The organism is Leptobacterium flavescens (assembly GCF_010671605.1).
GTDB lineage: Bacteria > Bacteroidota > Bacteroidia > Flavobacteriales > Flavobacteriaceae > Leptobacterium > Leptobacterium flavescens.
In genome coordinates this window covers 949,892-971,914 of the sequence record NZ_JAABOO010000002.1, presented here as the reverse complement: position 1 = coordinate 971,914, position 22,023 = coordinate 949,892, and the positions used below count along the sequence as shown (strand labels likewise).

Sequence of the window (22,023 nt, the reverse complement as noted above, 5' to 3'; positions counted from 1 at the left end):
TTCTATTTTTCCTTCCAGTATTTGTTAATTATCCAGACAGTAAATATTGCTGTTATGACCACTGAAAGAATAGAAGCGATTACCCAAAGAGGTAATCCGAGAATCAGCATCATTGCGGGTTTTTCGGGGATATACCATGGAATTGACAGCGAAAAGAGCAGGAGGTAAGTGATCCAGACCCATGAGGGGAAGGTTTTTTTCATAATATTCAGCATTTTGTTGATAGTTGTTAGCTTTTAGTTGTTGGCTGTTAGTCAGTATTAAGTACAAAGTATTGAGTTGCTAATTGTTTGGATTTGTCATCCTGAGCGCAGTCGAAGGAAGAGGCGAGTGGGGTGGTTCGTATACTACTTTTGTTTTTGGAACACCCCTCTTGTTTTCTCCCCTCAAGGGGAGAACAAAATCCTCAAGGGAACAATCCAGGTTAGCTGAAACACTCCATCAATCGTTAATCTAAAATCGTTAATCTAAAATCGTCGATCGTAAATATTGATTGATTTTATAATTTGAAGATTTCCTCATTCAAAACTTAACATTCAACATTTCCATGCATTTATCTTTTTATGATCTTCACTATGGTTGGGTTCTTATTCCTCAGATGTAAAAAGTACACTCCGGCGGGTAATTTCTTCATTCCAATCACTGTTTTACGATTGCTAACAGCATATGTTTTTGCGGACACTCTTACTCCAGATACATTGTAAATAGCTACGGTTATACTGCTCCGGTCCTGCGGAAGAACAAGCTCCACATCCGATCCGGTAGGGTTGGGATACACCAGGAGCTCTTCAGACCAGGGTGTTTCCAGCAGAAGTTTCCCTTCACAGGCCACACCAGAGGTGACTTCTATCTTATCTCCCTGCTGTACAGCAAGGGAAAAACGGTTTGTATGATAACGACCTGCAGGCCTGTCATTTATCTGTACACTATAGGGGGCTGTACCCGAACTGATCTCTACAAATAACTTATCTGCTACTCCGTTTGTTTCACTTATCGTAGTTCTTCCGCTTAGTTGTCGGGCCTCCGCCACCTCCACCTCGAAACACTGCTCGCACCCAGAACCCTTGCTGATGCATACATCATAGGTTCCCGGGGAAAGGTCCCCCACCTTCAGCTCCCCGGTAAACTCGTAGGACTTGTCCCCGACCCTGGCTGTATAATTCTCTTCCTGTTCAACGGTAATGGCAATGGCCCCGTTGTTTTTGCCCCTACAGGTCTCTCCTGAAGTTTGTAACTGGAAATTGTTTGCCGATAATTCATAGAGAGGACAGCCTGTTACTGTTACTGTAAACTTATGGCTTACCGTAGCCCCATGAGGGTCGCTGGCCGTCAGGGTAACTATCGTCTCCCCGGGGCCAAGACCCTCGAGTATCAGCTGGGGAACGCCCGTGTCCGTTGAAATGATATAGACTGCCACGATGCTGCTGTCATAGTCAGCGGAAAAAGAGAGTTCTTCCTGTTCATCGTCATCCGTAAAGATATCCGTTAACACTATCGGCTCGCTTTCAGAGCCTTGGGTGAGTTTCTGTGCAGGAATCTCTTTTTTTACTCTGGGAGTGGTATTTTCGTTAACCGTTAAGGTTGCAATAGCACTTCTTGCTGTTCCCGCTATATTGCTTACCAATACCTGGAACTGCGCTCCGTTATGCGCCGGCTCCGTGGGATCCAGGGTATATATTGCACCGGTCGCTCCATTGATTACTACCCAATCCGCTTCCGGCTCGGCTCGGCTCTCCCATTGATAACTCAGGGAGGTAGTACTTGTTGCCTCTACCATAAAACTGGCTGGGTTGGGCGCTATAACTGTTACATTTCTCGGATGAATGGTGATTTCCGGTGTGGTAGCACCACTGGATATGACCCGAACTGTCCTTGTTACCTGCTCTGCAGCATTTTCTGCAGCATCAGATACATTATAGGTAACCGAATAGCGACCTTCGGTATTGATATCGACCGATGAGGAATTGATCGTAATACTGGAAGAAATATCGCCGTCTATATTATCGATGGCCATAGCTCCGAACTCGTTATAGGCAGAACCAACCAGTATGATCTGGGGGTTGGCCCCAAGAAGAGTGATCACCGGTGCTGTGGTATCGGTTAATGCAACGACATTAACGGTCCGTATTACCTGTTCTGCCGAATTCCCTGAAGTATCAACTACATCGTAGGTTACGATGTAGGAACCCACGGTATTGGTATCTACCGATGAGAAATCGATCATAATACTGGAAGAAATATCACCATCCACATTGTCATGGGCGGTGGCCCCTGGCTCAATATATTCAGTACCGACTTCTATAGTCAGAGGATTGGCCCCGAGAAGTGTGATCACCGGTGGTGTGGTGTCTGTTATTGGGACGACATTAACGGTCCGTATTACCTGCTCAGCTGCATTTCCTGCTGTATCTAATACATCGTAGGTTACAGAATAGGAACCTACAGTGCCAGCATCTACCGATGAGGAATTAATAGTAATATTGGAGGAAATGTCATTATCTATATTGTCAGTAGCTGTAGCACCAAGTTCAGTATATTCAGTACCTACGACTATGCTCTGAGGGTTGTTTCCGATGAGTGTGATTGTTGGCGCTGTATTGTCAATAATATAGTATTGCGCTTCTGAGGGAAGCGCTAATGAAAGCGGGTTATTTTCGGAGTCAGTAATATTATTATCATCAGCTATGCCCAATTCCAGGGTTCCGTTACCGCTTATATCCCGAACAGTAATATAGTAAATGCTACCTCCTGTTTCCCCGGCAAAGGTATGATAGGTATTGTTCACGTTAGGGGTTGTTAGTATGGTAAAATCCGTATCATCCACATGGTTGACCCCCTCGCTAAACTCGACCCTGAAAGTAACCTCGTCGCTATTTGTTATTTCCTCCGTCGGATTATGACGCAAAATACGAGTGATCCTCAAAGCCCTATTGTCAACGGTATAGGCCTCGGAATTTTCCGGGTCTGGATTGGTTAGAGGATTACCTGCAAGATCATCGATCGTATAATTCCCATCCGTATCGGCCCTAATGCCAAGTTCCAGGGGCCCGTTGCCGCTTATAATCGGAACAGATATATCATAGATTTTATCTGTCTCCTTGCTAAAAGTATGCTCACCTACTGAAAGACTACCGCCTGCGGTAATCATAAAATCGGTTCCATCTACATTTTGTACCGCCTCGCTAAAGATGACCCTAAAGGTAACCTGGTCGCTATTTGTTGTTCTCACTTCCGGATCATAGCGTAAAATACTCCTTACCGTTGGATGTGTTTCATCCTGCATGTTATAGGCCTCGGAATTTTCCGGGACTGGATTGGTAAGAGGGTTAGCTGCAAGATCGTTGATCGTATAGTTACCATCCGTATCGGCGGCCATAAGGCGAAGCTCCAGAGACCCGTTACCGCTTATTCCCGATACGGTAACTTCGTAGGTAGCTTCTTCTTCCTCTTTCTCTTCAACATGGATTACCGTTCCCGATGCCCCTCCTGAAGTGGTAAAATCTTCGATACCTACATGTTCTACCGCTTCGCTAAACTCTACCCTAAAGGTAACTTCAGTTCGATTTGTTGCTTCTGTTTGGGGGTCCTGGCGCGAAATACTGCTCACCGTGGGGGCCGTATTGTCAATGATATACCTTAGTTCCGCGTCTCCGGGAAGCGTGGGAGAAAGCTCATTACCGTTCTCATCCGTGATATCATTAAGAGCCTCATTTAAGCCCAACGCCAAGGTTCCGTCACCGCTTATATCAGGAACAGTGACATCATAGGTGGTCCCATTACTGTCCACTGGGTTTACGGTATGTGCTCCTACTTCCAGCGTAATACCTTCCCTGGTAATCATAAAATCAGCTGCATTTACGTTTTGTACCGCCTCGCTAAAGATGACCCTGAAGGTAACCTGGTCGCTATTTGTTCTTTCATTGGGAGATACTCCGGGATTCTCCGGATCATAACGCAAAATACTGCTTATCTCCGGGGCTATCTCCTCAACAATAGTATAGGTCTCTGAATATCTGGAATCAGGGTTCGGGATAAGGGCATTACCGGCATGGTCAAAGATCGTATAATTCCCATCCGTATCGGCCATAAGGTCAAGCGCCAGGATCCCTGTTCCGCTTATTCCCGATACGGTAACTTCGTAGGTAGCTTCACCTTCCGCTTCAACATGGGTTACCGTTCCCGAAGCCTCTCCTGAAGTTGTAAAATCTTCGATACGCACATGCTCAACCGCTTCGCTAAACTCAACCTCAAAGACAACTTCTTGGTTCCTATTCCTACTTATTTCTTCTTCTGGGGGATACTCACGCGAAATCTTGCTTACGGTTGGGGCTGTATTGTCAATAATATACCTTAATTCCGCTCCATCCGGGAGATTAGTGGAAAGTGGGTTTCCCTCTTCATCGGTAATATCCTGATTAGCTGCAAAATCCAATGTAAGGGTTCCGTTACCGCTTATATCAGGAACAGTGACATCATAAGTGGTCCCATTACTGCCCACTGGGTTTACGGTATGTGTCCCTACTTCCAGCGTAATACCCTCCCTGGTAATCATAAAATCAGCTGCACCTACATTTTGTACCGCCTCGCTAAAGATGACCCTGAAGGTAACATTATTGTTATTTGTTCTTTCCGTTAGGGGATCCTGGCGTAAAATACGGCTTACAGCAGGGGCTGTCTGGTCAATGATATAGTGTTCCGCTCCATCCGGGAGATTAGTGGAAAGTGGGTTTTCCTCTCCATCGGTAATATCCTGATTGGCCGCAAAATCCAATGTAAGGGTTCCGTTATCTCTTATTTCCGATACGGTAATATGGTAGGCTGTATTTGAACTCTCTTCAGCCCGGACATTGGTTGCTATTCCTTTGGCTTTTCCCAACGTTATAAAATCGTCCGCAAGTATATTCTGCGGCTGCTCGCTAAACTCGACCCTAAAAATAACACTGCTGTTATTGGTTATTTCCGTTAGGGGATCATGGCGCAAAATACTGCTTACCCTTAGGCTTGTGATCGTATAGGTTTGCGAATCTGTAGGCTCAGGATCGGTAAGGGCATTACCGGCACGGTCAAAGATCGTATAATTCCCATCCGTATCGGCCCTAAGGCTAAGTTCAAGGGTGCCGCCACCCCTTATTCCTGATACAGTAACATTATAGGCTGTCCCATTACTATCCGATACCTCAGTTACCGTATGTGCTCCCACTAAAGGACCATTTGCGGTAATGGTAAAATCATTGATCTCTACATTTTGTACCGGCTCGCTAAACTCGACCCTAAAAGTAACCTCTTCGTTATTTGTTATTTCCGTTAGGGGATCCTGGCGCAAAATACGGCTTACGGTAGGGCGGGTATTATCGATAATATAGCGTTGCGCCCCGGAGGGAAGGACTCTGGAAAGTCGGTTATTTTCAAGGTCGAGAGTATTATTGGTAATATTATTATTAGCAGCAATGCCCAATTTCAGGGTTCCGTTACCGCTTATATCCCAAACGGTGACATCGTAGGTATTATCTGTACCTATATCATTATAAACCGTATGATTTACTATTGAAAGACCATTTGAGTTAAGGGTAAAATCGTGTTTATCCACCTGCTGGACTGCCTCGTTAAAGATGACCCTAAAGCTAACATTTTCGCTATTTGTTCTTTCGCTGGGAGGATCAGGATTATCCGGATCATAGCGTAAAATACTGCTTATCATCAGGGGCCTATTATCAATGGTATAGGTTTGTCCGGCACCTGTCGGTCTAGGGTCTCGAAGGGCATTACCATCATAACTAGCAAGATCATAGATCGTATAACCTTCACTCTCTGTACGGGAAAAGCGGAGTCGGAGTCCCAGGGTCCCGTTACCTTCTATATTCTTATCAGGATTTTTATGCCGAACAGTAATACGGTAGGCCGTATTTGGAGTCACGTCATGCACTCTAATTTTAATACTGTCTATTGGTGTCCTTATATCACCCGAGGTAACGATGGCAAAATCGTTTTCGACCACATTCCGTACCAGCTCGCTAAAGGTGACGCTGAAGGTAAGACTCTTGTTATTTGTTATTTCCGCCGTGGGATCCAGGCGTAAAATATTGCTAAGCCTGGGGAACGTAGTATCAGTAACGGAATAGGTCTCGGAAGTTGCCGGTACGGTGTTGGGAAGGGCATTACCTGCAAGATCTTCTATATCCTGGTTATTGACCAGACCCAGACCCAGGCCCAGGGTACCGCTACCACTTATTCCCGATACGGTAATATTATAGATCATATTTGAATCCTCTTCCGCATCCACATTAGTTACTGTTCCTCTAACTTCTTCTCCCAAAGCGGTAAAATCACCTGTATCCACATTTTGCACTGCCTCGTTAAACTCGACCCTAAAGCTAACTTCGGTCAGTTCCGTTGTTTGTGTTTGGGGATCCCGGCGCGAAATACTGCTTATCACCGGAGCTGTAATATCAACAATGGTGTAGGTCTCGGGATTTTCCGGATCAGAGCCAGGGTCGGTTAGGGGATTACCTGTAAGGTCGTTGATCGTATAATTCCCATCCGTATCGGCCCTAAGGCCAAGTTCCAGGGTCCCGCTACCTCTTATATTTCGAACAGTGACATTATAGGCTGCCCCATTACTATCAGATACTTCAGTTATCGTATGTACTCCCACTAAAGGACCATTTGCGGTAATGGTAAAATCATTGATATCTACATTTCGTACCGGTTCATTAAAGGTAACCCTAAAGGTAATACTGTCTTTACTGGTTCTTTCCGTTAAGGGATTTTCGCGCAAAATACTGCTTACCGTCGGGGCCTCATTATCTTCTTCTGCTTCATGGTCGGTAATGGTCCAGCCTTTCGCTTCCAGCTTCTCCCGGGCCGTTGCAGCCTCAGAACCTTTGGTATAGGCAGAATTCCCTGCATTAAAAATCACCTCCTCTCGTACCGCTTGTTTTGCCCAACCTATAAGCAGCTTATTGTAATTTTCTGTAGAAAGGCCTGCTCCCCCGTCGAACATATCATTCATACTCCCAACCTTACTTATATCCCAATTACCTATATTCTGGTCAAAGTCGGTAACTCCATAGAACATACTGCTCATAGTGGTAACTAAACCGGTATCCCAGTTCCCGATGTCCTGATCGAATTTGGCGGCATCATAGAACATACCGCTCATATTAGTAACCTTACTTACATTCCAATTGCCAATGTTCCGGTTAAAGCTGATAGCCCCATTGAACATATTATGCATAGAGGTAACTTCACCGGTTTCCCAGTTTCCGATTTCCTGATCGAATTTGATGGCATTGTGGAACACATCATTCATGTCCGTAACCTTACTTACATTCCAATTGCCAATGTTCCCGTTAAAGTCGGTAGCTCCATGGAACATACCATGTATTGAGGTAACTTTAGCGGTATTCCAGTTCCCGATATCCTGATCGAATTTGGCGGCATCGTAGAACATACCCCTCATATCCGTAACCTTACTTACATTCCAATTGCCAATGTTCCCGTTAAAGTCGGTAGCTCCATGAAACATACCCTCCATAGAGGTAACTTTAGCGGTATTCCAGTTCCCGATGTCCTGATCGAATTTGGCGGCCCCAAAAAACATATGCTTCATATCGGTAACATTGCCTACGTCCCAACTTCCGATATCCTGGTTAAAACTGGAATTATTAGCAAACATATCGGTCATATCGGTAACCATGCTTACATCCCAATTACCGATGTTCTGATTAAAATTGGTATCGGAGAACATTTTCCGCATATTGGTTGCATGACTGGTATCCCAATTCTCTATTCCGGGAATGGCGGTAGCGGTCTCACGGAAAGTATCCTTAAAACTAATGACCTCCGAAGTGTTTAAAGGATCGGGAGCGGTGATCCGTAAGTTTGTGCATTTGTAAAACTGGCCTCCGTTCTTGCCCAGCCTTAAAGGGCCCCAGGAGGAGATCTCTGTTATCTTTTCCCTATCGTCGTTATCTTTAAAACTCCAGCCATCAATTTCCCCGCTAATGGTTATGGTATAGCTTCCCGGCCGGGCATAGATATGCGTAACCGCACCCTGGTTCCAGGAGGTGATCCTATTGGTAACCCCATCTCCCCAGTCTACCGTAAAATTATAGGAACCCGTTTCCACCAATGGCAAACGGATCTTTTCATAAGCCGAAGTGGTTTCCCAGGTGGAGGTAAATTTTTCGGAAAAGCTTCCTCTTCCGTTATTTTTATACCAGGCAATGGTATGATCGCCGGAGGAGACAGAGAGTACGTCCTGGTACCCATCGCCATCCAGGTCTTCCGTATGTACCCATCTGGCACCTTTGGTATTCTTGCTGATAAGCTTTTTATTGGATGAGGGGTCTCCAAATTTCCCATCGCCCAGATTCTCATACCAGGCTACGGTATGATCCTTTTGAGAAGTTGCCACGACATCCATATCGCCATCTCCGTCCATATCCACTGCGCGTACCGAATTGACCCCCAATGCTTTTACAGAGATCCTGTGTTCCCTCCAGGCCTGTTCCCTCACCAGTATTTCTCCGACAGATCCGGACATTCTCCATGTATTTTCATGCCAGGTAATGGTGTTATCTCCGTAAGAAGCGGAGAGCACATCTATATCGCCATCATTATCAATGTCGGCTGCATAGACGGACCGGGCATCTACAGCCGTGGTGGAGATCGTATGTTTTTCCCATTTTCTTTCCCTCACTAAGCGACCCTGGCCATCGGCATGTCTGATATCAAAACTGTTTTCATGCCATAGAATTTCATTCCCTTCGGCCGTGATCACATCCATGTCCTGATCTCCATCCATATCCAACGGGTAGATCGAACTGATCCTGTTATTGGATCTGGAAATAATATTATACTCCCGGTCCGGATTATGATTACTCGCTCTTCCCCTGAATGTTCTTGTTCCGTCCCTGCTTACATAATTCTCATACCAGAGAAGGTCGCTGTCAAAATTCCCATGCCGGTCTGCTCCCGTACTTGTGGCCAGAAAAACATCGTTATCCCGATCGTTATCGATATCGGCAGCATATATGGCCGTTGGAACCCCGTAATGGTCATTAACGATCGCTTGTTGTTCCTCAAAAGTTCCATCTCCATTATTCCTGAACCAGACCGTTTTGTTGAAGGAGGAGAGAAGTATGTCCGTACTTTCATTATTATCGAGTCTGGCCGTATGAACCAAAATAGGGCTGTTTATATCGGTAGCGATCTCCTTCTGGTTAGTATAAGGGTTCCCGGCCCTGAAATCAAAATTCCCTTTGCGATCCTTGTTCTCAAACCAGACGATCTTGTTATCGCCGTAATGAGCGGAGACCACATCCATATCTCCGTCGCCGTCCAGATCTCCCGTATCTACCGATCGGACACTGCCCGCCACATTACTGATCACTTTTTTGTCGGGGCCTGTAACTCCCGGATTTTTCCTGTCTATGGGATTATAGTACCAGGCGATCTTACCATCCAGATAGGAGGCCGATAGAACTTCCAGATCACCATCGTTGTTCAGATCTGCCGTATAGACCGATGTGGCGCCATCTGCATATTTATTGATGATCCGTTGATTGCTTTGTGCATCACCAAAATTCCCGCCACCCAGATTCTCATACCAGGCAATCTTGTCGTCTATAAAAGAAGCGGAGAGTATATCCATATCGCCGTCCTCGTCCAGGTCGGCCGCATGAACCGATACGGCACCGTCTGCCCTGGTGGAGATAATATGCTCTTTCCATTGTTTTATGACCGTTAGCCGGGGAAATAAGGGTGGCCCCAGAACCTTGTTTATATTCTCAAACCATATGATCTTATCGCTTGTTTCGGAGGCCGCGATCACATCTATATCGCCATCACCATCCAGATCGGTAGCATGGACCGAAAAGGCACCCTCTACATCCTGACTGATAGTATAATGCCTGGAGAAATTTCCTGCTCCGTTGTTTTGATACCAGATAATCTTGTTATCCTTCCAGGAAGCCGAAAGCACATCCATATCGCCATCACCGTCCAGATCTGCCGAATAAACCGAAGAAGCGCCCCTTGCATTCCGGCTTATAAAATGATGCTTGGGAAACTTTCCTTTTCCATCGTTCTGGTACCAGGCAATCTTATCCGAATCATAGGAAGCAGAAAGGACATCCAGATCCCCATCACCATCCAGGTCGGCGGTATAAACCGAAGAGGCACCCTCAGCGTGCCGGCTTATAAAATGGTGTTTGGTAAATCTTCCCGCTCCGTTGTTTTGATACCAGGCAATCTTGTCATCCTGGTAAGAAGCCGAGAGTACATCCATATCTCCGTCACCGTCCAGGTCGGCCGCATGTACCGACCGGGCACCTTCTGCATGTCTGCTGATAAAATGATTGCGAAATTTTCCCTTCCCCAGATTTTCCGACCAGGCGATCTTATTGTCCACTTCCGAGGCCGAGAGTATGTCCATATCACCATCACCGTCCAGGTCGGCAGCATGTACCGACCGGGCACCTTCGGTATGCCTGTTGATCGCATTGGGGTCTTTTTCCAGCATAAAATTGATGATATCATTGGCGTTTTCGGAAATATTCAGGTTGTTGGTCAGGTCCCAATAGTTGTTCCGTTCTATAACCAGGGTCTGGGTAGTAACGATCCAACTCTGGATCCAGCCGGCAAGCGTACACCAGGGGCCCCAACCGGAATCGGCATTAGATGCCCAGTAATCCCACCTGTCATATTCAAAAACCCGAAACCAACCTCCGTCCAGATCGCTATGCTTTTCACTTTTTATCTGGATACGGGCCAGGAACTCGGAGAGCCTGGCAACTGCCTCGTGATATCTGCTGTTCCCGGTAGCATGGGCCGCTTCGTTAAGTGCAAAAAATGCAAAATTACTGGTGTAGAGCATATCGGCCACGGGATCGCCGTTTTCATGGATCAACGGAGCTTCGGTAGTACCGTAACCTGCATTGGAACGTGTCTGACCAAAATCGCCGCCTTCATCTCCCAATTCTTCCCGAATAGCCCCTGAAGGTTGCTGGTTTTCTAATAATTTATTGACCACCGTATCCAGCCACTGACGGTGTTCTTCGGTATCATCTACCCGAACCAGCCAGGCCAGGGGCAGGATCATTTTGGCTCGTTCCTGCTGTATTCCGTTGGTCCAGCTCCAGTTGTCAGGATACCTGTCCATGATATGCCCTATGGTCTTTTTTGTGGTTTCCAGCAGAGGTTCATAACCTGTCTTATCATATAACCAGAGGTAACAGGCCAATATCCAGGCCTGATAATGAGGGTGCGGAAGTATCAGCTCTTCATTGGCATAATGCCTCCAGCCTTTTTCATTTATATTTTTTTGTTTCAGACTACTCCGCTGAAATCCTTTTTTACCGGTCAATCTGAAATTGGATAGAATGGTCCTCAGGATCTCCCGGTTCCATCTGTTGGTTTCAAGATAGGCGGAAGTACCGATGATCCCGAGAATAGCCCGGGCATTATCATCCGAATAATGAGCATCCTGATTGTTAAGGGACCAGCTTATCAGGCCATAATTGTCTTTTGTAGAATTCGATTTCCCCAGGTCGGAATTAAACATAAAATCTGCTAAATTTTTTGCCAGTTCCGAATAGGAATTATTTCCAAGGAGTTTTCCCCCGGCAGCCAGAGCATAGGCCGATTCTCCCTGTACATCCCCCCGTATGGTATATCGATATTGTTGGCGACCGGTTTGGAATATGTTGGAAAAGTGCCCTTCCAAAATCCCTAGAGACCCGTTACCATTTGGACGACTTTTATCCAGGGGAGGGCCGACCAGGTGTCCTTTTCCTTTATGATATTTTTCCCAGTCGTTTTTCCATTGCGGATGGAGGAGGAGTTTACTGTCGAAATACCACTGTACTCCCTTGGCTACCGAAGTCCGGAGCGCATCATCGGGCATAGGTTCATTCCGTTCATACATGGGAGCTACATCCCTGGCAGACGACCAGGTGTTTAATGATATTTGCTCTCCCGTTAACCATCGGAGAATGGTTTCCCAGACCACTTTCCAGGAGGCATGGGGGCCGTAACGAGCGGTCCGGAAATTGGTAAGTTTGGTCATGGCCAGGAGCATCTCCCAGCTCGAATCACCGCCATAATACACATTGTTCAATACATCGTAGGTGGTTACACCTTCCAAACCATATACAGCGGTATCAAAGCCGGCCACTTTACCGAGTTTGATCATGGCATAGGCACTTGGCTGGCTATTGGGGGTCAGGTTTGAAGTTAAAATACGGGCATCATTGATCCCCAGTAAACTCAGAGCAGGCAGATTACTATGGGTACGAAAGGAATCGTCCATCATGATCCCTCTTTGCAGTCGGGTAGCACGATGTGGTCTCCCATTGATGGTCACATCGGGAACCGTATTGCCGGGATATTCTACATAGAGTCTTATATTTCTTCTCCGGGCATCCTCATAGACCGAAGAAGGAACCTGGTTTTTCTGACTCGGATATCGATCGGCGGCAATGATGAGTGCACCTCCGTTGGAGGTACCTCTCACAGCTTCTCCCGGAGCATCATAACGGGTTACCTCAAGATCTTCCTCGGCTACCAAAACGCGGTAGAGATCATTATCGGGATCCCCGCAAAAAACTATTTTAGGTTTCTGGCTTTGGGCATACCCTTGTACGATAGAAGCTAAAAGCAAAAAATAAATAAAATAGCGTAATGTTTTTTTCATGATGATAGTTTTAGTTCAGAAAGCCCATGTAACAGGCTGATTTTTATGGCATCTATATCAAAGCTAGTGACTTGGATAATTCGCTCTGTCTGTTTTTCATCTATGAAAAAAATATTTCATGAAGTTATGTTTAAATTTCTGATTATCAGTTTATTAATAATAAAACTGGTTATGAGGATTTCATAAAAGGGAGGGTTTAGTTGTTGGTTGTTGGTTGTTGGTTGATGGTTGTTGGTTGATGGTTGATGGTGGTTAGTTGATGGTTGTTGGATCTGTCACCTCGAGCATCTCGACTACGCTCGATACAGGCTCGTCGAGAGGTGGGATTTGGTTGTTACACCTTCACTGAAGTTTCGGTGTACGTTGGTGGTTGTTTGCTAGTATTAAGTACAAAGTATTGAGTATTGAGATTTGGTTGTTGGTGTTTGGAATTTGGAGCTTGGGATTTGGTTATTCGATTTGTTGATTTGGAAATGGGTTGATTGAAGATAAACATTCAACATTTCTCTTCCAATTAGTCATCGCGAGGAAAGAAATGACGAAGCGATCCCTCGGTCTAAATTAAATTGATTTTGAACTCTTATGTTTCACATCTATCTTGTTTTGGAACACCCCTAAAGTCCCCTCAAGGGGACAATTTAGATCTGCTGAAACACTCCAACAATCGTCAATCTAAAATCGTATGTCGTAAATGGTTGATCGTATTATTGGCTATAGGCCAGGCGCTAATGGCTAAAGTTCCTTGTTCTTATAATAATTAACCAGCAAGGCTACTACATAGCTATAGCTCTTGATCCCGTCTTTTTGGTTATTGGCTTTAAGGAAAGTGTTGAAGGAGGTTTTAAAAGCGGGTTCCGCCTTGTTCTCATATCTTTTCCAGAAGTTGGAAACATTAATGTAATTCTTAATGATACCCGGGTTCATTTTTTTATTGACTTCCCTGAATTTCTCCGGATCCCTGCTTCTTATTTCACCGAGGCAGTAGCGCAGACTGTAGATATAGGCAGAATACTTAAAATAGATATCTTCATTATTCACAGCAGCGAGATAACCGATAAAATTAGCTTCATTCTCTGCAGAATACCCCAATTGATGCGCCTGTTCATGGCAACTTACCGTAGGGTATTTGTAACTGAAAGCCACACTGTTTACCTGCGCTTCATTGGTAAAGGGATTCAGATAGCCTCCGTATCCCATATAGGTGAGCACCGTACTGTAAATAGAAGATTTAATACTGGTAGGTGCATACGTAAGGTTGGGCATTTCGGCCGATAGTTTATTAAAGCCGTTTACCGTCATCTTATAGATCTTACGCTTTGAATAGGGAATACTCACCATTACCGTATCGTTTTTGGTAATGCTGTAATGAACTTCATTGGCCTTTGCGATCAGGCGATCCGTAAATTCAAAAAGTTCCTCTGTGGTATAATCGTTATCAATATTGAGGGACTGGTAGATAGGAAGCCTGTAATAATTCAATCCCCAGAAAAGATGAAACACAAAATAGAGTACGGAGATCACGACAAAAACTTCCCGGAAAAAATTCCGTGTCTGATAAAAGAACATTCGCCCTTTTAAGATCAGGAACCTGATGATAAGGATGGTTGCAATGGTGTAGAAAATATCTCCGACGGAAAAAGGGATCCATCCAAAAACCAATCGGAAACCTTTTGAAAGATAAGGGTAAAAACCATTACTATAGTATTTCTCAATAAGCTCTGGATGCTTTGCAAGTATTTTAACTAGAATGACTTGCGGAATAATAGAAAACGCTATGATGGTTTTCATTCTTTTCGTCATGCGTCAAAAATAATTAAATAAATGGTATTCTGCATTGCAATGGTTACATTTGTTAGCGTTAAATATTTTTATTGTAAAACATGGATATTCGATTACTAGAACCTAAGGAAGTCTGGAATAAATTTGCAGATATCAATGCGGTGCCACGACCGTCAAAAAAAGAGGAAAGGATCATTGCTTTTATGATGGATTTCGGAAAAGATCTGGGCCTGGAAACTTTTAAGGATGAGGTTGGAAATGTCATCATCAGAAAAGAGGCCACCCCGGGAATGGAAAACAGAAAGACCGTCGTAATGCAATCGCATCTGGATATGGTGCATCAGAAGAATGGAGACACCATTTTTGACTTTGATAATCAGGGGATTGAGATGTATGTTGAAGACGGATGGGTAAAAGCCAAAGGAACGACACTTGGGGCTGATAACGGACTCGGAGTGGCTGCAATTATGGCTGTTCTGGCAAGTAAAAATATAGAGCATCCTGCTATTGAAGCCCTCTTTACGATAGATGAAGAAACGGGAATGACAGGGGCTAAGGGATTAAAAGGAAATGTGCTGAAAGGAGATATACTTCTTAACCTGGATACGGAGGAAGACGATGAAATAGATATAGGATGTGCGGGAGGAATAGATGTTACCGCAGAACGCAGCTATCAGACCGAAGAGGTTCCGGAAGCTACCGTAGCCTACAGAATAACCGTAAAGGGGCTACAGGGAGGCCATAGCGGAATGGATATCCACAGAGGCCTGGGTAATGCCAACAAGCTGATGAATCGCCTGCTTTTTGACGGTTTTGAGAATTTCGGCCTGCGTATTGCAGAGATTGACGGAGGCGGGCTCAGAAATGCCATTCCCAGAGAAAGTATTGCAACAATAGTGATCGATAAGGTGCATCACGATGCTTTTGCTTTTGAATTCAATCAGCTGGCAACGGCTATCAAAAGAGAATTAAAGACTACAGAACCCGGCCTTACCATTAGTGCGGAGGTGACCGAAAGACCGGAAAATGTTATGGAACTCGGGGTACAGGAAGGGATCATCAAAGCCATTTACGCCGCCCATAACGGAGTATATGCCATGAGTGCCGATATGGAAGATCTGGTAGAAACCTCTAATAATATTGCCAGAGTGCAGATAGGAGAAGGGAAAGTGCTGATAGGGAACCTGACAAGATCATCGGTGGAAACTGCAAAAACAGACCTGGCCAACTCCTTGAGAGCTACTTACGAACTGGCGGGCTGTGAAGTGAATTACAGCGGTAACTATCCGGGCTGGACGCCGAATGTAAATTCGCCTATCCTGGAGGTATTGAAATCTAAATACGAAGAACTTTTTAAGGCTAAACCCGAAGTGGTTGCCTGTCATGCCGGCCTTGAATGCGGGATCCTGGGGCAGAATTATCCGGAAATGGATATGATAAGCTACGGGCCTACCATTAAAGGGGCACACTCTCCTGACGAGCGTGCAAATATTGCATCGGTAGAAAAGTTCTGGAAATTTACACTGGAGATCCTAAAGAGTATTCCTGAAAAATAGAAATCTTCAGATAAGATATCAGGCCGTGGAGAATCAATTGGTTTTTCACGGCTTTTTTTAGTTCCGATAAATATCCGGATCGTGTTTTTCCATCCACCTTTCGGGGGATTTAAGATCGGTCCATTGAAACTTTTTATACAATTCATGTGCATCTCCTGTTAAGAGGATCCATCGCCTTAAACCCTGAAGAGAAGGGTATTCCATAAGCTCTTTCATCAACATTTTTGATAAACCTTTTCCTCTGTAGGCCGGAAGTATAAAAACATCGCCGAGATATGCCACGGTAGCATAATCGGTAATGACCCTGGCAAAACCAAGCTGTTCATCTCCTTTATAAACTCCAAAATTCAGGGAGTTCTCAATAGAAGTCTTAACTGTTTTATAATCGATACCCTTACACCAATAGGCGTGATTACAAAGGTAATCGTGTATCATTTCAAGATTCAGCTTTTCCTTGTCGGTGGATATATAGAATTCGTTTTCACTTTTCATTTTACAGAAACCGGTTTTTCGTATTGACAGAACGAAAATAATTAATCCCGGGAACAACCCATCAGATCATTTTAACAATTCAGTCAACTTTTTTGGGAATACAAAGCAGGGCAAAGGACTTTTGAAAGGTGAAATTAAACAACCTAACACATCAATCAATGAAACGAATAGTATTTATAGTCCTGGGAATAACTGCCTTTCTGAACAGTCAGGCTCAAACCGTGGTCTCGGGAAAAGTAACAGATTCAAGGAATAACCCGATCATGGGAGCCAATGTATTTCTGGAAGGAACCTACGATGGCGGTTCTACAAACGAAAAGGGATATTTTAGTTTTGAATCTTCGGAAAAAGGGCAGCAGGAATTGGTTATTTCTTATTTGTCTTTTGAAACTTTCAGGTTAAAAGGGGAGATCGGAACTTTAAAGGACCTTCATGTTAAACTCAGGGAAGAAGTAAATACCTTGTCGGGGGTTACCCTGACCGCCGGAACCTTTGAAGCCGGAGACAATGCCAAGGTATCCGTTTTAAAACCCCTGGATGTGGTAACTACCGCAAGTGCCCTGGGCGATTTTGTCGGAGCCCTGCAAACCCTTCCCGGAACCAGTACAGTGGCAGAGGACGGCCGTTTGTTCGTAAGGGGAGGAGAAGCCGAAGAGACCCAGATATTTATTGACGGGATCAGGGTATTTACCCCCTATAACCCCACGACAAACAATGTACCGACCCGGGGAAGATATTCTCCTTTCCTGTTTGACGGGATCACCTTTTCTACCGGGGGATATTCTGCGGAATACGGACAGGCTTTATCCAGTGTACTATTGCTGAATACTATTAGTGAACCCGACCAGGAAAAGACAGATATTGCCGTGATGACCGTAGGTGGAGGCGTTGGAAATACCCAGAAATGGGAGAAAAACTCACTGAGTATCAATACATCTTATATTAACCTGGCACCTTATCTGGAACTTTTTCCCGATAGAAATGACTGGGAAAAGCCTTTTGAGATTGTCTCGGGGGAAGCAGTTTACAGACATCAGTTTGAGAACGGCCTCTTAAAATTATACACGGCATTTGACAATACCAATCTGAATGTTTTTCAGGAGGACATTAATTTTGACGATCTGATACAATTCAGGCTGAGAAACAACAACCTTTACTTTAACGGTTCTTATACCGGAGCCTTAAAGAACAACTGGGTAATCCAGACAGGAGGAAGCTTTACCTATGGAAATACGAAGGTCCGTATTATTGACAGCGATGTAGAGGACAACGAAAAGTCCATTCATGCCAAGCTGAAGCTTAAAAAAGGGATCAGCAGCAGGTTTAAGCTTAATATGGGAGCAGAATACTTCAGCACCGATTTTGAAGAGCAGTTTGAAGGGAATGATGTTGATTTTGAAAGCGGATTCAATAATAATCTCTCTGCAGTGTTTGCCGAAAGCGATATCTTCTTCTCCAAAAAACTGGCTACTAAGATAGGACTGAGAGCGGAATATTCGGAGTTACTCAAGGAATCTTACTTTTCTCCCCGTTTATCGCTTGCCTATAAAACCAGTGAGCACGGGCAATTATCTCTGGCCTATGGTGATTTCTATCAGAATCCGAGAGAAGATGTCCTTAAGTTCAATACCGATCTGACCGCAGAGAAGACCACGCACTATATCCTGAACTATCAATACAGTCATGACGGAAGGATATTCAGGGCTGAAGCTTTTTACAAGGATTACGACCAGCTGATAAAATACGATACCGAATTTGCTCAGTTCGACAGTAACTTTAATAACGATGGTTTTGGATATGCCGCGGGACTGGATATTTTCTGGAGAGATAATAGAAGTTTTAAGTCCCTGGATTATTGGGTGAGTTATTCCTATCTGGATACGGAGCGGGAATATAGAAATTTCCCGGAAAGGGCCACTCCTAGCATTGCGTCTACCCATAACTTTTCTCTTGTGGGGAAATATTGGATAGAAAAGTGGAAAAGCCAGGTTGGTTTTGCTTACACTTTTGCTTCGGGAAGATCGTTTACAGATCCTAACACCAATGATTTCCTGGGAGAGAAGACCAAACCTTTTAACAGCCTGAGTATTAACTGGGCGTATTTGATAAGCCCGCAGAAGATCCTTTATTTTTCGGTATCCAATGTACTTGGATTCAGAAATATTAATGGCTATCAGTATGCAAATACCCCAAATACGGAGGGGATCTTTGACAGAAGGGCACTAAGACCGGCAGCCGATCAGTTTTTCTTTGTTGGTTTCTTCTGGACGATAAGCGAGGATAAAAAGAGTAATCAGCTTGATAATTTATAGGCTTTTTTAGGTGCAAATCATCCGAATGAGAAGATGGTAAATGCCCGATCTGAAACCTTAATTTTACATTGAATTTTCTTCGGATTGTAAAGTTTGCACAGATCGGGAAGGAACTTTAAAGAATGTATAGTTTTTAGAAACTGAAATTGAGATCACCTTACTTTTTGCGGCTTTAAATTTGAGAATCATCTAATGTTAAGTTGTCGTTACATATTGCGATCACAGCTTTTATTATAACCTACCGGCAAAGTTTTGATAAATTGAAAAACAGCAAAAAAAGACAGTACTGATCTACTTTTGATATGTAAACAAACAAAACCAAATTCTCATGAAAAAGTTAATCTTAGTTGTTTTAATCGCTGTTTTAGGAACTGCAAACACCTTTGCCTCAGTTCCTGTAGAAACACCTGCTCAGAAATTGAGAAGCGAGATCATTAAGCTTCTCGATGCGCCAAGGATCAATCTTGAAAAAGAAGAGACGATCGCTAACATAGAATTTACCTTAAATTCTAAGAACGAAATTGTTGTTTTATCTGTAGAATCTGATAATTCTCAGGTAGAGCGCTATGTAAAAAACGAATTGAACTATCAAAAAGTAAACGGAGGAATCGAAAGCAGAAAGAAATTATTTAAGCTGCAATTAAAAATTATGAAGCCGTAAGGCATTGTTACAAGGGTTACATCACAAAAGGCCGCTCGTTTAATCAACAGGCGGTCTTTCGTTTTTTAAACAGTATTTCCGATCCCAGCAATTATCTTCTTCATTCCAGAACTCATCTGTGAAATTAAACAGGGAATCAAGGATCCTTACCGACCCTTTATTCTCACGATCGACATAGGCTACCAGTATATCTATATTCAATTTGTGGAAAGCGTAATTTATCAATCCACGGGTAATCTCTATGCCGTAGGCATTTCCCCAGTATCTCTTGATAAAGCGATATCCTATTTCGTATTCTTCGTACTTGTTCTTAATAAGGGCGCAGGTTCCAACAAAAGCCCCGTCATTCGTAAATACACCCCATACCCGGAATTCATTACCCTCCCGGGTGTAACAATTTATCACATGCCGGAGATCCTTTTTGTTTTCGTCCAGGCTCATAGGTTTTCCACCCACATAACGCATCACCTCGGGATCTGACTGTAATTCGTGAAAGGATCCGATATCGGTTTCCTTCAGCAAACGCACACTTAATCTTTCCGTTTCAAAAATCATTTCAGCTTTTGATTTTTTCTGAGAGGAAAAATAAGAATAAAAGAGAAAGAACGGTATTCCTTTTTACAATTCATCCGCAGAAAGCAACAATTCGGTTATCCTTTTTTAAAGAAAAGGCCATAAGATCTGAATTTAGCAACTCAATCAGAAAACAGCTAACCTAAAACTATACATTATGAATCCGACAAAAAGAACAGCAAAAAGGATGCTGGCATTTACGATCGACTATCCGATCATTATTCTATATGCTTCAGCACTATACGGGCTTAGCCTTCTTTTTCAGAGTCAGTTTCAAGCAGATCTTTCTCAATGGAACCCCTTAAAAGGGCAGCTTGTCGGGTTCTTCACCCTGAGTTTACCTGTTTTCCTGTATTTCTATCTGAGTGAAAGGGGAAAATACGGAGGAACCGTGGGGAAGCGATTAATGAAACTTAGTGTGGTTCCAGTTAAGGAGCATGGCTCTGCAAACCCTGTGCTGATAAGAAATATGTTGAAGTTTTTACCCTGGGAAATAGCTCATGGTGGCGTTCACTGGCTTTTCTATTATGAGCAAAGACAGTTAGAACTTCCTTACTGGAACCTTCTTCTTTTAATACTCCCGCAATTAATGATCCTGATATACCTGATAAGTATCTGGCGGTATAAAGGAGAAGGCAGTTTATACGATAAAATTGCCGGAACAAAAGTAATAGCGAAACCCTGACGATACTGTCGGGGTTTTTTATTGGAATGTATGATGGAAAGACCGGGATTACAATTCATCCGTAAGAAATGACAATTCGGTATTCCTTTTTTTAAAAATTACCTGCCCGAGAAGATATTTGCTGTATAAATTAATGGAAATGCAATTAACATTCAGTACAACCGGGTTTATTCATTTAATCAGTGCAGTGATAGCGCTGATATCGGGAACTATAGTTTTTGTTCTTAGAAAGGGAGGCAGTACCCACAAAAGGCTCGGTTATGTATATGTGATTTCCATGATCGTAATGCTGGTCACTTCTTTTATGATCTACAGGCTGTTTAACGGCTTCGGATTGTTTCATTTCTTTTCTGTAGTGAGTACTCTAACCCTGATAGGAGGGATGCTTCCCGCACTGAGGAGGAAACCAGAGAAGAAATGGCTGGGAATGCACTTCAGCTTTATGTATTGGTCGGTTATAGGTCTTTATGCCGCCTTTGTTGCTGAAGTCCTTACCAGGGTACCAAGCACTCCTTTTTTTGGGATGCTGGGGATAGCAATAGCAGTGGTAATGATCATAGCCAGCATAGCCTGGAGAAGAAAGAAAAAAGAATGGAACAACCTTTTTAAACTATAATAAAATGATACGATTTATTTTTTATCTGATAGTAAGCATGGCATCTATTGCTATCTCTTTTGCCCAGGGCAATAAGTATGAGCAGGGAATGCAAAAAGCCTTCGAATTGTGGGGGCAGGACAAAGAAGCAGAAGCATCCAATCTTTTCGAGCGTATTGCGAGTGCTGAGAAAGAAAACTGGTTACCCTATTATTATGTGGCCCAGATAAACACGATTGTCAGTTTTGGAGAACAGGATGAAGAAAAGCTAAGTCTTCAGCTGGAGAAAGCTAAGAAATACCTGGACCAGGCTAAAGAGCTATCTCCTGAAAATCCGGAACTGATCGTTATGGAGGCCCTGATCAATACGGCCTGGATCTCTTTTGATGGCGCCAAGTATGGAATGACCCTTTCCGGTAAAAATACGGAGTTGTATAAAGAGGCCCTGGAGCTGGCGCCCAAGAATCCCAGAGTGATTCTGTCTAAGGCAGAGTGGGATATGGGAAGCGCCCGTTTTTTCGGCCAGGATACCACTCCTTACTGTAAGGATGTGGAGAAAGCTTTGGAACTTTTCCGTACCTTTAAAAAGGAAATAAAGTTCTACCCTGGCTGGGGAGAAAGGAGAGCTGAACAGATTTTGGAAAGTTGCGGAAAGCAATAAATAAATAGGGAA

General features: G+C 43.9%; 11 protein-coding genes. 6 read left to right on the top strand and 5 right to left on the bottom strand.

Features of this window, described 5'->3' with window-relative positions; translation table 11 throughout:
- Window positions 1-2 precede the first annotated feature (2 nt).
- From GWK08_RS11900 to GWK08_RS11890, 3 genes are all read right to left on the bottom strand, one after another.
- Window positions 3-203: a hypothetical protein gene (locus GWK08_RS11900; RefSeq protein WP_163607410.1), complete on the bottom strand. Its 201-nt coding sequence runs from the start codon at window positions 201-203 to the stop codon at window positions 3-5.
- A gap of 350 nt (window positions 204-553) precedes the next feature.
- Window positions 554-12,697 carry a BspA family leucine-rich repeat surface protein gene (locus GWK08_RS11895; RefSeq protein WP_163607409.1) on the bottom strand — a complete coding sequence of 4,048 codons (12,144 nt, stop codon included), beginning with the start codon at window positions 12,695-12,697 and terminating at the stop codon, window positions 554-556.
- A 732-nt stretch (window positions 12,698-13,429) separates the two neighbouring features.
- The gene (locus GWK08_RS11890) at window positions 13,430-14,497 is read right to left on the bottom strand and encodes a DUF3810 domain-containing protein (RefSeq protein WP_163607408.1); all 1,068 of its coding nucleotides are present in this window, start codon (window positions 14,495-14,497) and stop codon (window positions 13,430-13,432) included.
- An 80-nt stretch (window positions 14,498-14,577) separates the two neighbouring features.
- Here GWK08_RS11890 and GWK08_RS11885 point away from each other — a divergent pair, with 80 nt between their 5' ends.
- Window positions 14,578-16,032: an aminoacyl-histidine dipeptidase gene (locus tag GWK08_RS11885; RefSeq protein WP_163607407.1), complete on the top strand. Its 1,455-nt coding sequence runs from the start codon at window positions 14,578-14,580 to the stop codon at window positions 16,030-16,032.
- 57 nt (window positions 16,033-16,089) lie between these two features.
- Here GWK08_RS11885 and GWK08_RS11880 read toward each other — a convergent pair whose 3' ends face one another.
- Window positions 16,090-16,524, bottom strand: a complete 435-nt coding sequence (locus GWK08_RS11880; RefSeq protein ID WP_163607406.1) for a GNAT family N-acetyltransferase — start codon at window positions 16,522-16,524, stop codon at window positions 16,090-16,092.
- 158 nt (window positions 16,525-16,682) lie between these two features.
- Between GWK08_RS11880 and GWK08_RS11875 the strand changes: the two genes are divergently transcribed.
- Together GWK08_RS11875 and GWK08_RS11870 are read left to right on the top strand one after the other, a co-directional pair.
- Window positions 16,683-18,836, top strand: a complete 2,154-nt coding sequence (locus tag GWK08_RS11875) for a TonB-dependent receptor (RefSeq protein ID WP_163607405.1) — start codon at window positions 16,683-16,685, stop codon at window positions 18,834-18,836.
- 328 nt (window positions 18,837-19,164) lie between these two features.
- Window positions 19,165-19,497, top strand: coding sequence for a hypothetical protein (locus GWK08_RS11870; RefSeq protein WP_163607404.1), 333 nt, complete (start codon window positions 19,165-19,167; stop codon window positions 19,495-19,497).
- Between the two features lie 39 nt (window positions 19,498-19,536).
- Here the strand turns inward: GWK08_RS11870 and GWK08_RS11865 are convergent, their stop codons facing one another.
- Entirely contained in the window at window positions 19,537-20,052 is a 516-nt protein-coding gene (locus tag GWK08_RS11865; RefSeq protein ID WP_163607403.1) for a GNAT family N-acetyltransferase, read from the bottom strand.
- A 175-nt stretch (window positions 20,053-20,227) separates the two neighbouring features.
- On the opposite strand from GWK08_RS11865, the gene GWK08_RS11860 reads away from it, so the two are divergent.
- The 3 genes from GWK08_RS11860 (at window position 20,228) to GWK08_RS11850 (ending at window position 22,011) form a co-directional block, all read left to right on the top strand.
- Window positions 20,228-20,755: an RDD family protein gene (locus GWK08_RS11860; RefSeq protein WP_163607402.1), complete on the top strand. Its 528-nt coding sequence runs from the start codon at window positions 20,228-20,230 to the stop codon at window positions 20,753-20,755.
- Window positions 20,756-20,894: 139 nt separating this feature from the next.
- Window positions 20,895-21,371 (top strand): DUF2306 domain-containing protein, encoded by a 477-nt coding sequence (locus GWK08_RS11855; protein ID WP_163607401.1) that lies wholly within the window; start codon window positions 20,895-20,897, stop codon window positions 21,369-21,371.
- Between the two features lie 4 nt (window positions 21,372-21,375).
- Entirely contained in the window at window positions 21,376-22,011 is a 636-nt protein-coding gene (locus GWK08_RS11850) for a tetratricopeptide repeat protein (protein WP_163607400.1), read from the top strand.
- Window positions 22,012-22,023: the final 12 nt, after the last annotated feature.

Bases quoted from the DNA above. Each gene is read 5' to 3' on its own strand.
- GWK08_RS11860 (WP_163607402.1), top strand. From the start codon at position 20,228: ATGAATCCGACAAAAAGAACAGCAAAAAGGATGCTGGCATTTACGATC.
- GWK08_RS11865 (WP_163607403.1), bottom strand. From the start codon at position 20,052: ATGATTTTTGAAACGGAAAGATTAAGTGTGCGTTTGCTGAAGGAAACC.
- GWK08_RS11880 (WP_163607406.1), bottom strand. From the start codon at position 16,524: ATGAAAAGTGAAAACGAATTCTATATATCCACCGACAAGGAAAAGCTG.
- GWK08_RS11895 (WP_163607409.1), bottom strand. From the start codon at position 12,697: ATGAAAAAAACATTACGCTATTTTATTTATTTTTTGCTTTTAGCTTCT.
- GWK08_RS11855 (WP_163607401.1), top strand. From the start codon at position 20,895: ATGCAATTAACATTCAGTACAACCGGGTTTATTCATTTAATCAGTGCA.
- GWK08_RS11900 (WP_163607410.1), bottom strand. From the start codon at position 203: ATGAAAAAAACCTTCCCCTCATGGGTCTGGATCACTTACCTCCTGCTC.
- GWK08_RS11885 (WP_163607407.1), top strand. From the start codon at position 14,578: ATGGATATTCGATTACTAGAACCTAAGGAAGTCTGGAATAAATTTGCA.
- GWK08_RS11890 (WP_163607408.1), bottom strand. From the start codon at position 14,497: ATGACGAAAAGAATGAAAACCATCATAGCGTTTTCTATTATTCCGCAA.
- GWK08_RS11870 (WP_163607404.1), top strand. From the start codon at position 19,165: ATGAAAAAGTTAATCTTAGTTGTTTTAATCGCTGTTTTAGGAACTGCA.
- GWK08_RS11875 (WP_163607405.1), top strand. From the start codon at position 16,683: ATGAAACGAATAGTATTTATAGTCCTGGGAATAACTGCCTTTCTGAAC.
- GWK08_RS11850 (WP_163607400.1), top strand. From the start codon at position 21,376: ATGATACGATTTATTTTTTATCTGATAGTAAGCATGGCATCTATTGCT.